Source organism: Amycolatopsis sp. lyj-90, assembly GCF_046549035.1.
Lineage (GTDB): Bacteria > Actinomycetota > Actinomycetes > Mycobacteriales > Pseudonocardiaceae > Amycolatopsis.
Genome location: NZ_JAJPWP010000009.1, coordinates 262,817 through 277,595, shown reverse-complemented (window position 1 = coordinate 277,595; position 14,779 = coordinate 262,817). Strand labels below are relative to the sequence as shown.

At 69.0% G+C, this 14,779-nt stretch carries 19 protein-coding genes; all 19 read right to left on the bottom strand.

Going from position 1 to position 14,779, the window contains the following annotated elements; genetic code table 11:
* Positions 1-2 precede the first annotated feature (2 nt).
* Complete coding sequence (locus tag ACLJPX_RS32460; protein WP_410604255.1) at positions 3-728, bottom strand: TIGR03943 family putative permease subunit; 726 nt, start codon at positions 726-728, stop codon at positions 3-5.
* Complete coding sequence (locus tag ACLJPX_RS32455) at positions 725-1,741, bottom strand: permease (RefSeq protein ID WP_410604254.1); 1,017 nt, start codon at positions 1,739-1,741, stop codon at positions 725-727. Before ACLJPX_RS32455 ends, ACLJPX_RS32460 begins: the two co-directional genes overlap by 4 nt.
* A 37-nt stretch (positions 1,742-1,778) precedes the next feature.
* On the bottom strand, positions 1,779-2,201 hold the full coding sequence (locus ACLJPX_RS32450; RefSeq protein WP_410604253.1) for a hypothetical protein: 423 nt from the start codon (positions 2,199-2,201) through the stop codon (positions 1,779-1,781).
* On the bottom strand, positions 2,198-3,019 hold the full coding sequence (locus ACLJPX_RS32445; protein WP_410604252.1) for an isoprenyl transferase: 822 nt from the start codon (positions 3,017-3,019) through the stop codon (positions 2,198-2,200). The genes ACLJPX_RS32450 and ACLJPX_RS32445 overlap by 4 nt, the downstream gene beginning before the upstream one ends.
* Positions 3,020-3,058: 39 nt before the next feature.
* On the bottom strand, positions 3,059-3,820 hold the full coding sequence (gene recO, locus ACLJPX_RS32440) for a DNA repair protein RecO (protein WP_101606087.1): 762 nt from the start codon (positions 3,818-3,820) through the stop codon (positions 3,059-3,061).
* Between the two features lie 49 nt (positions 3,821-3,869).
* The gene (locus ACLJPX_RS32435; protein WP_101606086.1) at positions 3,870-4,310 is read right to left on the bottom strand and encodes a CD225/dispanin family protein; all 441 of its coding nucleotides are present in this window, start codon (positions 4,308-4,310) and stop codon (positions 3,870-3,872) included.
* Between the two features lie 27 nt (positions 4,311-4,337).
* On the bottom strand, positions 4,338-4,844 hold the full coding sequence (locus tag ACLJPX_RS32430) for a CD225/dispanin family protein (protein ID WP_410604251.1): 507 nt from the start codon (positions 4,842-4,844) through the stop codon (positions 4,338-4,340).
* Positions 4,845-4,901: 57 nt separating this feature from the next.
* Complete coding sequence (locus tag ACLJPX_RS32425; protein ID WP_410604250.1) at positions 4,902-6,089, bottom strand: RDD family protein; 1,188 nt, start codon at positions 6,087-6,089, stop codon at positions 4,902-4,904.
* Between the two features lie 147 nt (positions 6,090-6,236).
* Entirely contained in the window at positions 6,237-6,689 is a 453-nt protein-coding gene (locus ACLJPX_RS32420; RefSeq protein WP_410604249.1) for a DUF2752 domain-containing protein, read from the bottom strand.
* Positions 6,686-7,036: a CD225/dispanin family protein gene (locus ACLJPX_RS32415; RefSeq protein ID WP_101606082.1), complete on the bottom strand. Its 351-nt coding sequence runs from the start codon at positions 7,034-7,036 to the stop codon at positions 6,686-6,688. The genes ACLJPX_RS32420 and ACLJPX_RS32415 overlap by 4 nt, the downstream gene beginning before the upstream one ends.
* 25 nt (positions 7,037-7,061) lie before the next feature.
* Positions 7,062-7,403 carry a CD225/dispanin family protein gene (locus ACLJPX_RS32410; RefSeq protein ID WP_410604248.1) on the bottom strand — a complete coding sequence of 114 codons (342 nt, stop codon included), beginning with the start codon at positions 7,401-7,403 and terminating at the stop codon, positions 7,062-7,064.
* 156 nt (positions 7,404-7,559) lie between these two features.
* On the bottom strand, positions 7,560-8,459 hold the full coding sequence (era, locus tag ACLJPX_RS32405) for a GTPase Era (RefSeq protein WP_410604247.1): 900 nt from the start codon (positions 8,457-8,459) through the stop codon (positions 7,560-7,562).
* Positions 8,459-8,785, bottom strand: coding sequence for a cytidine deaminase (locus ACLJPX_RS32400; protein WP_410604246.1), 327 nt, complete (start codon positions 8,783-8,785; stop codon positions 8,459-8,461). The genes era and ACLJPX_RS32400 overlap by 1 nt, the downstream gene beginning before the upstream one ends.
* Positions 8,778-10,130, bottom strand: coding sequence for a hemolysin family protein (locus tag ACLJPX_RS32395; RefSeq protein ID WP_410604245.1), 1,353 nt, complete (start codon positions 10,128-10,130; stop codon positions 8,778-8,780). The genes ACLJPX_RS32400 and ACLJPX_RS32395 overlap by 8 nt, the downstream gene beginning before the upstream one ends.
* 2 nt (positions 10,131-10,132) lie before the next feature.
* Positions 10,133-10,687: an rRNA maturation RNase YbeY gene (gene ybeY / locus ACLJPX_RS32390; RefSeq protein ID WP_076166333.1), complete on the bottom strand. Its 555-nt coding sequence runs from the start codon at positions 10,685-10,687 to the stop codon at positions 10,133-10,135.
* Positions 10,684-11,784: a PhoH family protein gene (locus tag ACLJPX_RS32385; protein WP_410604244.1), complete on the bottom strand. Its 1,101-nt coding sequence runs from the start codon at positions 11,782-11,784 to the stop codon at positions 10,684-10,686. The genes ybeY and ACLJPX_RS32385 overlap by 4 nt, the downstream gene beginning before the upstream one ends.
* A gap of 114 nt (positions 11,785-11,898) precedes the next feature.
* Positions 11,899-12,249: a histidine triad nucleotide-binding protein gene (locus ACLJPX_RS32380; protein WP_410604243.1), complete on the bottom strand. Its 351-nt coding sequence runs from the start codon at positions 12,247-12,249 to the stop codon at positions 11,899-11,901.
* 569 nt (positions 12,250-12,818) lie between these two features.
* The gene (locus ACLJPX_RS32375) at positions 12,819-13,571 is read right to left on the bottom strand and encodes a 16S rRNA (uracil(1498)-N(3))-methyltransferase (protein WP_410604242.1); all 753 of its coding nucleotides are present in this window, start codon (positions 13,569-13,571) and stop codon (positions 12,819-12,821) included.
* Positions 13,572-13,574: 3 nt separating this feature from the next.
* Positions 13,575-14,741 (bottom strand): molecular chaperone DnaJ, encoded by a 1,167-nt coding sequence (dnaJ, locus tag ACLJPX_RS32370; protein ID WP_410604241.1) that lies wholly within the window; start codon positions 14,739-14,741, stop codon positions 13,575-13,577.
* Between the last annotated feature and the right edge of the window lie 38 nt (positions 14,742-14,779).

Here is a 14,779-nt window from a genome sequence, read left to right as displayed (position 1 = left end):
GGTCAGTACTCGTAAGGGTCCTTAGGCGCCGGAACCTGCCGCACCGAAGTGAGCGTCAAGTCCGGCATGTAGCTGTTCTCCCGCACCGCCGTCCCCGGGACGACGACGCCGGTCACCTCCAGCCAGGTGTCGTTGCCGAACCCCGAAACGCCGTCGCCCACCAGCCGCACGGTGATCGGGAAGGCGTCGGCCGCGCAGCAGCCGATCACCAGCCTGGCCAGCATCGTGTTGCCTTCGTTGTGCACGACGAACCCGGACAGCCGCACCGTGCGCCCGTTCAGGGACCCGCTCTTGTCCCAGCCCGCGCGGCTGACGAACTCGTTGACCTCCAGCGGCACCACGTCGCCCGCGGGCAGGGGCGGGAAGGCGGCCGCGTTGCTCGCCGACGCGCTCTGCGGCGCCCTGGCCTCGGTCCTGGTCACCGAGTCGGCGCCCAGCGCGGGCGGCGCGACCAGGAAGACGGCCAGCACCGGCACCATCAGCAGCCAGGCCGAACGCGTGTGGTGGTCGTGCGCGTGGACATCCCCCGGGACGGCGGCGGCGGCCCGGGCGGCCAGCAGGTCGCGGACGATCGCGACCGCGCCCAGCGCGACCATCACCGCGCCGCCCGCGATGATCCACGGCTGCTGCGCGGGTTTGACGTAGCGCAGGTAGTCGCCGTTGACGGTGATCTTGAGCAGCGCCCCGCCGAGCAGGATCAGCAGGATGTTCTGGGTCTCGCGTTTCACGCGCCACCTCCGAGGATGAGCACGCCCGAGACCACGGCGCAGGACAGCGCGACGACGAACGTCACCGGCGCGAACCGCAGCGCGAAGGATTTGCCGAAGGTGCCGGTCTGCAAGGCGAACAGCTTGACGTCGATGGCCGGACCGACCACGAGGAACACCAGTTTCGGCAGCAGCGGCATCGCGGTCAGCGACGCGGCGACGAAGGCGTCCGCCTCACTGCACAGGGCCAGGACGACGGCGAGCACGGCCATCACCAGCACCCCGAGCACGATCTGCTCGCCCAGCACGCCGAACCACTTGGCGGGCACCAGCACGTTCATCGTGGCCGCGATCATCGCGCCGAGCACGAGGAAACCGCCCGCCTCGACCAGGTCCCCGCGCGCGGTCTCGGCGAAGGTCTTCCAGCGCGAACCGTGCTGGACCTCCGGCAGCCGCCGCAGCGCCCGTTCCGCGATCCAGTCGAGCTTGCCCCACTTCGCCCACAGCCAGCCCATCACCATCGCCGTGGCGAGCGAACCGGCGAACCGGGCGAACACCATCTCCGGGTTCCCGGGGAACGCCACCGCCGTGGCGACCAGCACCACCGGGTTCACCGCGGGCGCGGCCAGCAGGAACGTCAGCGCGGCCGCGGGCGCCACACCCTGCCCGATCAGCCGCCGCGCGACAGGCACCGAAGCGCATTCACAGCCCGGCAGGGCGACCCCGGCCAGTCCCGCGACGCCGACCGCCGCTCCGGCTCGCTTGGGCAGCACCTTTTCCAGGACCCGCGCGGGGACGAACGCCGCGATAGCGCCGCTGATCAGCACCCCGAGCACCAGGAACGGCAACGCCTGCACGCAGACCGCGACGAACACCGTCGAACCGGTCCGCAGCGCGGGCACGTCGAAGACCTGCTGGAGCCAGCTCTGCCCGAGGATCGCGATCAGCAGGATCGCGCAGAGCACCTCGATCGAGGTGATCTTGAACCGCCGGGCCGGCTTCTTCTCCGGGGCGCTCCTGGAAATGGTTTCCATGCGCGAGATGATGCCAGGTGACCCTGTGTCCCGGCGGTCACTCCCCGGGAGCGGTGCCCAGCAGGTCGGTGCGCAGCTGCGAAGCGGTAGAGATGACCAGCATGAGCAGCGTCCCGAGCGGCGAGGAGTCCATGCCCTCGGCCGGGAACGCGTACCTCAGCGTGATGTCGATGCCCTTTTCCGAGCGCACGACCCCGAGCGTCCCGAACAGGCCCTGCCCGGCACGTTCCGCCGCCGAAACGGCGATCGCCGGATCGTCCGGCAGATCCCAGGCGACCACGCAGGTCAGGCTCAGCACGGTCAGCCCTTCGGCCAGCCGGGTCGCCTGGATGACGCAGGGAACGTCCGCGTGCGAGAAGGTCAGCGCGCCGTCGTCGTCGACGTGGACTTCGAGGTAGCGCTCGAGCGCTTCCCGCGCGGAGGTGAGCAGGGCCGCCGTGTCCGCCGCTTCGGTGGTCATGAGGTTCCTTCCGAAGCCTTGTCGATGGCGCCGCCGAAGCGGCGGTCCCGTTTCGCGAACTCGAGGCACGCGCGCCACAGGTGGGTGCGGTCGAAGTCGGGGAAGAGCGTGTCCTGGTAGACCATCTCGGCGTAGGCCGACTGCCAGAGCAGGAAGTTCGACGTCCGCTGCTCCCCCGACGGCCGCAGGAACAGGTCCACGTCCGGCATGTCGGGCTGGTACAGGTACTTCCCGATGGTCTTCTCGGTGACCTTGTCCGGGTTCAGCTTCCCGTCGGCGACGTCCTGGGCGATCCGGCGCATGGCGTCGGCCAGTTCGGCACGGCCGCCGTAGTTGACGCACATGGTCATGTTCAGCGCCGTGTTGTCCTTGGTCTTCTCCTCGGCGACCTGCAGTTCCTTGATGACGCTCGCCCACAGCTTCGGGCGGCGGCCCGCCCAGCGGATGCGGACGCCGATCGAGCCGAGGTAGTCGACCTGGCGGCGGATGGTGTCGCGGTTGAAGCCCATCAGGAAGCGGACCTCTTCCGGGCTCCGCTTCCAGTTCTCGGTGGAGAACGCGTACACCGACAGCCATTTGACGCCGAGTTCCACGGCACCGCTGGCGACGTCGATCATCACCGCTTCACCGCGCTTGTGGCCCTCGATCCGCGGCAGGCCCCGCTGGTTGGCCCAGCGGCCGTTGCCGTCCATCACCAGCGCCACATGCTTCGGGAGGAGTTCCCGGGGGATCTCCGGCGGCCGGGCACCGGACGGATGCGGCTCCGGCGCGCGAAGCTCGATTTGCGACGCCTTGTTCTCGCGTCCCCTGCGCAGCACCTTCGAGCCTCCTGATCGAGTGAACCTGTGCCTGCGACCCTACTGCGCCGGAGTGACGCCCTCCCGCGCACGCCTCTCCACCAGCGGCAGCGAGCGCAACTGGCGCTCCAGATGCCACTGCAGATGCGCCGCGACCAGGCCGGAAGCGTCCCGCCGCGGCACCGGCTGCGACGCTTCGGCCACCGGCCACTCCCCGTGCAGGAGCGCCGCGAGCAGGGTCAGGACCTCATGGGAGGGGTGGACACAGCCGGGAACCCGGCAATCCGGGCACATCGAACCGCCGGCGGACACGCTGAACGCCTTGTGCGGACCCGGCAGACCGCACCGGGCGCATTCGGTGATGGCGGGCGCCCATCCCGCGTAGGCCATGGCCCGCAGGAAGAAGGCGTCGAGCACGAGGGAGCTGTCCCGTTCGCCGCCCGCGAGTGCCCGAAGGGCGCCGACGACGAGCATGTAGAGCTTCAGCACCGGCTCGCCCTCTTCGGCGGACAGCCGGTCCGCCGTTTCGGCGATGGCGCTCGCGGCGGTGTAGCGCTGGTAATCGGCCACCAGCGGCAGCGCGAAGGCGTCGACCGTCTCGACCTGGGTGATCACGTCGAGGGAGCGGCCGGTGTAGAACTGGACGTCGACGTGCCCGAAAGGCTCCAACCGGGCCCCGAAGCGCGACGACGTCCGACGCACGCCTTTCGCGACCGCACGGACCTTGCCGTGCCGCCGCGTGAGCAGGGTGATGATCCGGTCGGCCTCACCCAGCTTGTGCGTCCGCAACACCACTCCGGTGTCGCGATAGAGGTTCACCACCCCGACATCGTCCCACCTGGGACCGACATCGGGGTGGTGCGCCCCGGAATCAGCAGTAGCTGCCGTAGCAGCTGTAGGTCGCCGTCGAAGCCGCGATGATCGAAAAGATGAAGATGACGATGCCGACGAGACAGCCGAGCCCGCCGATGATCGACGCGATCATGCACATGGTCTTCGTCGACCTCGACGCGTCCGCGGCGGCCGCGTAGTTGCCCTGCATCTTGTAGGTGTTGACCTCGTTGGACTTCATGATCGCGAAGATCGCGATGATCCAGCAGAGGAAGATGCAGCCGATCGCCCAGCCCTTGTAATCCTTGATGGCGTTGATGTCACCGCCGCCACCGGGCATGCCGCCCGGAGCGCCGTAGGGGGACGGCTGGCCGTACGGGGCCGGCTGGCCATAGGGAGAGGGCATGCCGCCGGACGGCGGGCCGTAGCCCGGCTGAGGCTGCTGGCCGTAGGGCTGCTGCTGGCCGTAAGGGTTGGTCATGTGAAGTGTTCCTCGTTGTTTTTCGGACTAGAACGACGCGGCGATCACGACGAAATAGAGAAGGGAGAACAGGCAGCCGACACCACCGATGATCGACGCGATCATGCACATCGTCTTCGTCGACCTCGACGCGTCCATGGCAGCGGTGTAGTTGCCCTGCATCTTGTAGGTGTTGACCTCGTTGGACTTCATGATCGCGAAGATCGCGATGATCCAGCAGAGGAAGATGCAGCCGATCGCCCAGCCCTTGTAGTCGGGGATCGAGTTGATGTCACCGCCGCCACCGGGCATGCCACCCGGGGCACCGTACGGCGCGGGCTGGCCGTAGGGCGAAGGCTGACCATAGGGAGCGGGCTGGCCGTACGGCATCGGGTTCGCCCCCGACGGCTGACCGTAGGGCGCGGGGGTGGCGCCGGAGGGCTGACCGTACGGCGCGGGCGTGGCGCCGGACGGAGGTCCGTATCCGGGCTGAGGCTGCTGGCCATAGGGCTGCTGCTGGCCGTAGCCGGGCTGCTGGCCGTACGGGTTCGTCATCGGGTTCCCCATTTTTGTGTCGTGCTTCCCGGCGGGTGGATCCCGCCGGTCGTTCCGTTACTGCTGCGGCGTTCCGGGCCCGTTCGGCCCGTCCGCCCCCGGCAGCTGCTGCCTCAGCTGCTCCGGCGTGATCTTCTGCGTCGGCTCGGCTTCGTCGAACCCGGACGGCGCCTGCTGAGACTGCTGACCGGGACGAAGCACCTGGGTGGGCTCGGCCTCGCCGAAAGCCGGTCCGGGCTGGGACTCCGGGGACGGCGCCGCGGTTCCCTGCGGCTGCTGACCGAACGGCTGGGACGGCTGAGAGGACTGCTGTCCGAACGGCTGCGCGGGCTGCTGCCCGAACTGACCCGGCTGCGGCTGCTGGGGCTGCTGGCCGAACGGCTGCTGCGGCTGACCGAACGGCGAAGGCTGCGCGGGGAACGACTGCGACGGCGCGGGGAATCCCGGGCTCTGGCCGAACGGCGCCGACGCGGTCGCGGTGGCCTCGCCGGGGACGACGACGGTGCTGAGGATCTTGTCGGCGAACGTCTGCTTCTTCTGGTCCCACAGCGGCCAGAGGTAACCGAGGCCGCAGACCCAGCCGTCCAGGTTGTGGCACAGGTCCCGGACGAAGGCCATCAACGGGCCGATGGGCTGCCCGTCGGCCTCGCGGACGAGCTTGATCTTCAGGATCTTCTTGCCGAGCGACTGGCCGGTGGTGCCCATCTTGAACCACCGGTTGTAGACGGTCCAGACGAGACCCGCGAGGTAGCCGATACCGGCGATGACGCCGCCGATGACCGAGCTCACGTTCGTGGCGATGATGGCGCCGACGACCGGGAGTACGACGATCGGGCCGAAGTCGATCAAGGTCCCCGCCGCGCGCAGGCCCCAGTGGGCGTAGTCCTGCTGCGGACCGAACTGGGAGGCCTGGCCGAACGGCGTCTGCTGACCCTGCTGCGGCTGGCCGAACGGAGACGGCTGCGGTTGCTGCCCGAACGGCGTCTGCTGCTGCGCGCCGAAAGGCTGCTGCCCGAAAGGAGACTGCTGTTGCTGGCCGAACGGCGAGGAGTGCTGCTGCCCGAACGGGGACTGCTGATCACCCTGGGGAGGCTGCTGCCCGAAAGGTGAAGGCTGCTCCCCCGACGACGGCTGTCCGAACGGCTGCTGCGGCTGCGGTGACTGCTGCTGCCCGTCCCCCGGCTGGGGCCCGGACCCGGGTGGCGGCTGCTGTCCCGGCGGCTGCTGGCCGTAGGGAGTGGTCATCGAAATCCCCTCGCTGGTTCCTCGCCCCTGGCGCACGGGGCCTCGTGCGGCGACCCGGGCTGAATGTACGGCATGGGTACACGCCGAGCAGACCGGTGCGCGGGAGCGTACTCGGTGCCACCGACGATCCGGGTCCCGGCCCGGCACTCACACGTGGAGCGAGGTGAACGGGGCGAAGGGCAGGTTACGGATGACGAACCACACGACGAACACGATGCCGAACGCGAGCGGCGTCCAGCGCCAGTGCAGCCAGCTGTCCATCGTGCGACCGCGGAGCCTGCCGACCGCCCAGGCGACGGTGCTCCAGACGAGCAGCAGAACGACCACAAAGGACACCGCGTTGTAGTGCAGCGCGGCGGGGATGTCGCCGTGCAGCACGCTGTAGACCATGCGCATGCCACCGCAGCCGGGGCAGGAGATGCCCAGCAGTGCCTTGGTGGGGCAGACCGGAAGCGGCCCGCCGGGAGTGGTGGGATCGCCCAGCCAGAGGGCGACGCAGCCGAGACCGGCGCCGGCGGCGATGGCCAGGGGCGGCCCCAGCGCGCGGGCCCGTGCTTTGAACCCGCGCGCCGGGAATCCCGTGTAGACGGACGTCGTCACGGCGTGAAGCTTCCCGCCGACGCTCCGATGATGATCATCACCACGACGAAGATGATGTACAACAGGAAGAGACCGCCGGTGGCGATCGCCCCCCACATCGACCACTTCTTCGCGTCGTCGGCGGCCTTCTGGGCTTCGGCGTGGAAGCCCTGCGACCACAACGTCTGCACCTGGCTCGACTTCACGATCGCCACGATACCCAGCGGCAGGCAGCACAACACCGTGCAGAGAATGGCCCACACCAGGTTGTTGTCCGGCGGCGGACCGTAGTTCGGCACGCCGCCGTAGTACGGCTGCTGCGGCGGAGGCCCGCCCGGAGGCGGGTAGTTCGGGTACTGGTCGGTCATGAGGTCTCCCCCTCGATAGCCGCTATCAGCGGTAGTTGTTCATGTCGACCGAGGTCGAGAAGACGCCGAGGGCGACCACCAGGACGAAGTACAGGATGCCGACCACGACACCGACGATCGCGGCGATGATGGCCCACTTCTTGGCGGCGTTGGCGGCTTCCTGCGCGGCGGCGGGCTGCCCCTGCGCCCAGAGCGTGTTCACCTGGGTCGACTTGACGATCGAGACGATACCGAAGGGCAGGCAGCACAGGATCGTGGTGAGGATCGCCCACACCAGGTTGTTGTTGGGCGGCGGGCCGGGGTTGTTGAAGCCGCCACCGCCCTGAGGGTCGCCGGAGTAGTTGGGCAGGCCCTGGTTGTCGGTCATTTACCGCTTTCCCTTCACGAATGAGATGTGGAAATCGACCCGCGCGCCGCCGCCCGATCAGCGATCACCGGAGTCGAGGAGTGAGACTCTAAGGTCACCCGTCCGGTTCCACATCATCAACCGGTCTCCGCGACCGAATCGAGACATTCCGTTCAGTCAGAAGCCCAGTCGTCGCAACTGACGGGGGTCGCGCTGCCACTCTTTGGCGACCTTGATGTGCAGATCGAGGTAGACCTTCGTCCCCAGGAGTCCTTCGATCTGCTGCCGGGCGCGGGCACCGACGTCCTTGAGACGCTCACCCTTGTGCCCGAGGATGATGCCCTTCTGGCTGGGTCGTTCCACATAGAGGAACGCGTGCACGTCGATCATGTCGTCCCTGCCCTCGTGCGGCAGCATTTCCTCGACGGTGACGGCGATCGAGTGCGGGAGTTCGTCCCGGACACCCTCCAGCGCGGCCTCGCGGATCAGCTCGGCGACCAGGGTCTGCTCGGGCTCGTCGGTGAGTTCCCCGCCCGGGTACAGCTGCGGGCCTTCGGGAAGGTGGCGCACCAGCAGGTCCGCGAGCGCGCCGACCTGGAAACCGTCCACAGCGGACACCGGGATGAGCTCGGCGAACTCCATGACCTCCTGCAGGGCGAGCAACTGCTCGGCGACCTGTTCGGGTTTCACGAGATCCGTCTTGGTGACGACACCGATCACCGGGGTGCGCTTGGCGATCTTCTTCAGTTCGGCGGCGATGAACCGGTCACCGGGACCGACCTTTTCGTTGGCGGGCACGCAAAGCCCGACAACGTCCACTTCGGACCATGTCGAGTGGACGATGTCGTTGAGCCGCTCGCCGAGCAGTGTCCTCGGCCGGTGCAGCCCCGGCGTGTCGATGATGACCAGCTGGGCGTCTTCGCGGTGGACGATGCCGCGGATGGCGTGCCGGGTGGTCTGCGGTTTGCTGGAGGTGATCGCCACCTTGCTGCCGACGAGCGCGTTGGTCAGCGTGGATTTACCCGCGTTGGGGCGCCCGACGAAACAGGCGAAACCGGAACGGTGCGGCTCGGCCATCAGTTCAGCACCTTGCCACTGGGATCGGCGAGATAAATGGGCGCCTTTTCGGCGATGTCGCGGACCGCGTGCACGGAGGCTTCTTTGAGCAGGCCTTCCCCGCTGACCACGACGGCTGCCTCGATTCCTTCGGCTCCGCTCGAAACAGCGGCGGCGACGGCGGCCTGCAGCGCGGTGAGCTTGAACGACGGCTGGTCGACCGTGCTCGCCGCGTAGGTGCGGCCGTCGGTGTCGCGCAGCGCGGCGCCTTCCTCGGCCTGGGTGCGGGCTCGCGCGGACCTGGCCAGGGTCACCAGCTTCTCGTCCTCGGCGTCCAGCTCAGGCATGTTCGACACTCCTGTCACTTTCATCGGGCTGCGGGACCCGGGTGCGGCGCCTGCCCTGGGCTGGGTCGGTCACCGCGGTCGCGTCGGCGGGATGGACGACCACCGTGGTGATCCGCATCCGCCCGCGCCGGTCCTTTCCGCCTTCGGCGAACAGCCGAAGTCCGGCGACCTCGGCTTCGGCCCCCGGCAGCGGGACCCTACCCAGTCGCTCGGCGAGCAGCCCGCCCACCGTCTCCACGTCGTGGTCTTCGAGGTCGATCCCGAACAGTTCGCCCAGGTCGTCGATCGAGAGCCGGGACGACACGCGGACCGCTCCGTTGTCGAGTTCCTCGACCTCGGGGCGTTCGTCGGTATCGGATTCGTCGGTGATCTCGCCGACGATCTCCTCGAGGACGTCCTCGATGGTGAGCAGGCCGGCGGTGCCGCCGTACTCGTCGACGGCGATCGCCATGTGGTTGTGCGAGACCTGCATCTCCTTGAGCAGATCGTCGAGCCGCTTCGAGTCCGGCACGAAACTCGCCGGGTTCATCAGCTCCTCGACCACGCGCTGCGGACCGCCCTCGCCCATGTAGGCGGGCATGAGGTCCTTGATGTTGACCACGCCCACGATGTCGTCGACGGATTCGCCGATCACCGGCAGCCGGGTGAACCCGGTGCGCAGGGCCAGCGCGAGCGCCTGGCGCACGGTCTTGTCGTGCTCGATCCAGACGATCTCCGTGCGCGGCACCATGACCTCGCGCGCGACGGTGTCGCCGAGTTCGAACACCGAGTGGATCATTTCGCGTTCGGATTCCTCGACGACGCCGCGCTCCTGGGCGAGGTCGACCAGTTCACGCAGTTCGACTTCGGAGGTGAACGGGCCTTCGCGGAAGCCGCGGCCGGGGGTGATGGCGTTACCGAGGACGATCAGCAGCCTGCTGAGCGGGCCGAGGATCGAACCGAGGACGCGGACCGGGCCCGCGACGACCAGGCCGATCCGGTAGGGGTGCTGGCGGCCGAGGGTGCGCGGGCCGACGCCGATGAGCACGTAGCTCACCACGACCATCACGCCGGCGGCGACGACGATGGCGAGCCACAACGGCTCGATCCAGCCGAGGATGTCGACGGTGACCAGCACGGTGGCTGTCAGCTCGCAGGTCATCCGCAGCAGCAGGATCAGGTTGATGTGGCGGCGGCGTTCGGCGATGACCAGCGCGAGCTGACGCGCGCCGGGGCGCCCGAGGCGGACGAGACCGTCGGCGCGGGCCTTGGAGACCGTGCTGACCGCCGCGTCGGCGGCCGCGAACACCCCGGCGAGCAGGATCAGCGCGATGGCGATGACCAGCAGCGCGGTCGGACTGCCCATGTCTAGGCGGGGGGTTCGTCGGCGGGCACGGTGTCCAGCCCGGCGGTGCCGAGGAGCCTGTCGTCCGCGGTGCGCTGCGCGTCGCGCCGGTTCACCGCGGCCACGGCCGCCTGGAACTCGCCGAGGATCCGCTTCTGCAGACCGAACATCTCGCGTTCCTCGGCGGGTTCGGCGTGGTCGTAGCCGAGCAGGTGCAGGACACCGTGCGTGGTGAGCAGGTGCAGCTCGTCGATCAGCGCGTGCCCGGCGGTCTTGGCCTGGTCCTTCGCGAACGCCGGGCAGAGCACGATGTCGCCGAGCAGCGCGGGTGAGGCGTCGGGCGCGTCGGGGCGGCGCGACGAGTCGAGCTCGTCCATCGGGAAGGCCATGACGTCGGTGGGACCGGGCAGGTCCATCCACCGTTCGTGCAGGTCCTCCATCACCTCGAGGGTGACGAGCAGGATGGACAGCTCGGCGAGCGGGCTGACCTCCATCTTGTCGAGCGCGAAGCGGGCGGCCGACACGATCGACGTCTCGTCGACGTTCACGCCCGATTCATTGGCGATCTCGATGCTCATGAACGGCGTTGCCCTTTCCAGCCACTGCCCTGGCCCCGGTTGTTGCCCTGGTCCTGGCTGTCCTGCACTGCCTGCCACTTCTCGTACGCGTCGACGATGTCGCCGACGAGCTTGTGCCGCACGACGTCCTGGCTGGTGAGCTGGGCGAAGTGCAGGTCCTCGACGCCTTCGAGGATGTCCCGGACCACCCGCAGGCCGCTCTTCTGGCCGTTGGGGAGGTCGACCTGGGTGACGTCGCCGGTGACGACGATCTTGGCGCCGAACCCGAGCCGGGTGAGGAACATCTTCATCTGTTCCGGCGTGGTGTTCTGCGCCTCGTCGAGGATGATGAAGGCGTCGTTGAGGGTGCGGCCGCGCATGTACGCGAGCGGCGCGATCTCGATCGTGCCCGCCTGCATCAGCCGGGGGATCGACTCGGGCTCGACCATGTCGTGCAGCGCGTCGTAGAGCGGGCGCAGGTACGGGTCGATCTTCTCGTTGAGCGTGCCCGGCAGGTAACCGAGGCGCTCGCCCGCCTCGACCGCGGGCCGGGTCAGCACGATGCGGCTGACCTGCTTGGCCTGCAGGGCCTGGACGGCCTTGGCCATGGCGAGGTACGTCTTGCCGGTACCGGCGGGGCCGATGCCGAACACGATGGTGTGCTTGTCGATGGCGTCGACGTAGCGCTTCTGGTTGAGCGTCTTGGGCCGGATCGTCTTGCCGCGCCGGGAGATGATGTTCATGCTCAGCACTTCGGCCGGCGACTCGGAGTCACCGGTGGAGAGCATGCCGACGGTGCGGCGGACGGTGGCCGGGTCGACCTGCTGGCCACGACCGGCGAGCGTCACGAGTTCGGCGAAGACACGTTCGGCGAAGGCGACGTCGGCGGGGGCGCCGGTCAGGGTGACCTCGTTGCCGCGGACGTGGACGTCGGCGGCGAGGAGTTCTTCGGCGACGCGGAGGTTTTCGTCCCTCGAGCCGAGCAGGCTGAGCGCGGCGGCGTCGGGGATGGGGAATCGGGACTGGGCCGCTTCGGTGACGGCGGCCTCGTCGGCCTTCGTCGCTGTGACGTCCGTGACGTCGGGTCGGGCGGCTTCACCCGGTACGGTTCCGGCCACGTGGCCTCGGGCCTACTTCCTGCGCTTACGCTGCGATTTTCAACGACACTGACAAGGTCGATGCTACTGGTTGCGGGTGGCGGCACGCAGTCCGGTTTCCGCAGGCCGTGCGCCTCAGCGCCCGAAATGCCCCAGCTGCTCGCCACCGAGCACGTGCGCGTGCACGTGGAAGACGGTCTGCCCGGCGTCACCGTCGGTGTTGAACACCACCCGATAGCCGGACCCGTCGATCCCCTCGATCTCGGCGACCTTCTTGGCGGCCAAGGCGATGTCGGCGAGCACCTGCGGGTCCGCCGCGGCCAGCTCGGCCACGTTCCGGTACCGCTTCTTCGGCACCACGAGCACGTGCACCCGCGCCTGCGGCGCTATGTCCCGAAACGCATACGTCGTCGCGTCCTCGTACACCTTTTCGGACGGGATCTCCCCCGCGATGATCCGCTCGAACAACGTCTCCGCGTCACTCATTGCCCCACCCTATCCCCCACCCGTCCCACCCCGCCCCAACGTCACCAGCGATCACATCGAAAAGTAGCGAAGGACCCCTTCACTACTTTCAAGGTAGGCAAGGAGGCCTTCACGACCAGAAGAACAACCGCCACTAGAGGACTACTTGCGAAACCCTCGTCACTCACCAGCCCACGACGACGCGCCAGCGTCGGCGTAGGGCGGCCACGTCATCACCTACGCACGCTTCGCTTTTGCTCAGTCTCCCGGCCGCCAACCGCCGCCGGACGCACCGTGGGGGGTCCGGGGGGCTCGGCCCCCCGGGTCAACACGCGGAACCGCGCCGCGGCGCGAATTTGGGGCGAAGCCCACAAATGAAGACGCCGCGGCGCGGTGGAGCCTGGGGGTCGCTCCACCGTCGCCGCGGCTCCGCCGGACCGAGGGGGGAGGTGCCCGGCGGGGATTCACGCGCGCGACTGGGCTTCATCCCCAGTGGCGCGCCGAAACCGTGTGTTGCGCGTCAGTTAACGAGAGTAACGGCTGTTTGCGTGATCGCGCCATAACTCGCCGCAAATTAGTGGGGTGTTTTTTCACGTCCAGCGGTCGGTGAGAACTCCCAGCGCGCCGAGCGCGACGGCGGCCGCGGTGGAGGTGCGCAAAACGGTGGGGCCCAACCGGATGGCGGTCGCGCCGGCGTCGGTGAGGGTGGTGAGTTCGTCGTCGGTGATGCCGCCTTCGGGGCCGACGACGAGGAGGATGTCGCCTTGTGGCGGGAGTTCGATCTCGGTGAGCCGGGTGGTGATGCCGGATTCGAGGACCAGGGCGCGGGAAACGGTCTGGACGAGTTCGGCGAGTTCGCGGGTGTTCGCGGGTTCGGCGACTTCGGGGACGTGGGCGCGGCGGGCTTGTTTGGCGGCGGCGCGGGCGGTGGCGCGCCAGCGGGCGAGGGCTTTGTCGCCGCGGGTTCCTTCTTCCCAGCGGGCGACGCTGCGGGTGGCGCGCCACGGGACGATCGCGTCGGCGCCGGCTTCGGTGGCGAGTTCGACGGCGAGTTCGCCGCGGTCGCCTTTGGCGAGTGCCTGGGCGACGATCACGCGCAGTGCGGGCGGTTCTTCGATCCAGTGTTCTTCGATGGCGAGGGTGAGTGCCGCGTCTCGGCCCGCCTGGACGGCTTCGACGACACAGCGCGCCATGCCGCCTTCGCCGTCGGAAAGCACGAGACGTTCGCCGACGCGCAGCCGCCGGACGGTGGCGGCGTGCCGGGCTTCCTCACCGTCGAGCGTGGTGCGCCCGGAACCGGGCAGCGCGGCGGTGAGGAAGACCGGCAGTGTCGTCTCGGGCACGGGTTACCGGTGGTTCTTGGTGCGCAGCTTGGAGAACAGCCCGCCGGGCTTGGAGCCGTTCGAGGAGAGCGAAGGCACGTCTTCGCCGCGCTGCTGGGCCAGTTCGACGAGGAGGTCCCGCTGGGCGTCGTCGAGTTTGGTCGGCACGACGACGTCGATGTGGACGTGCAGGTCGCCCCGGCCGTCGACGCGGCCGGAGGACCGCAGCCGCGGCATCCCCTTGGCGGTGAGCACGAGTTCGGTGGCGGGCTGGGTGCCCGGCTCGATGTCGAGTTCGTAGTCGCCGTCGATGAGCGTCTCGATGGGCACCGTGGCGCCGAGGGCGGCGGTGGTCATCGGGATGCGGAAGTTGCAGTGCAGGTCGTTGCCCTGCCGGACGAACACCTCGTGCGGTGCCTCGTCGATCTCGACGTACAGGTCGCCTGCCGGGCCGCCGCCGGGGCCGACCTCGCCCTGGCCGGAGAGCCGGATGCGCATGCCGTCGCCGACGCCCGGCGGGATCTTGGCGGTGACGTTGCGGCGCGCGCGGACGCGGCCGTCGCCGCCGCACTGGCGGCAGGGATCGGTGATGACCTCGCCGAAGCCGCGGCAGACCGGGCAGGGGCGGGCGGTGACGACCTGGCCGAGGAACGACCGCTGCACGGACTGGACCTCGCCGGCGCCGCCGCAGGTGTCGCAGGTCTGGCTGCCGGTGCCTTCGGTCGAGCCGGCGCCGCGGCACAGGTCGCACACGATGGCGGTGTCGACGGTGATCTCGCGGTCGACGCCGGTGGCGCAGTCCTCGAGCGTCAGGCCGAGGCGGATGAGCGCGTCGGAGCCGGGCTGCACGCGGCTGCGCGGGCCACGACCGCGTCCGCCGCCACCCCCGGCGGCACCGAAGAAGGCGTCCATGATGTCGCCGAGTCCGCCGAAGCCGGAGAACGGGTCACCGCCGCCCGCGCCGCGCGCCCCGCCGTCCATCGGGTCACCGCCGAGGTCGACGACCTTGCGCTTCTGCGGGTCCGACAGCACCTCGTAGGCGGTGGTCACCTCACCGAAGCGATGCTGCGCGTCCTCCGACGGGTTGACGTCGGGGTGCAGTTCACGGGCCATCTTGCGGTACGCGCGCTTGATCTCCTGATCCGTCGCGTTCTTCGCAACCCCGAGAATGCCGTAATAGTCCCTCGCCACCGTCTTCGCCTTCTCCTTCTGACTTCGACCTCAACGCG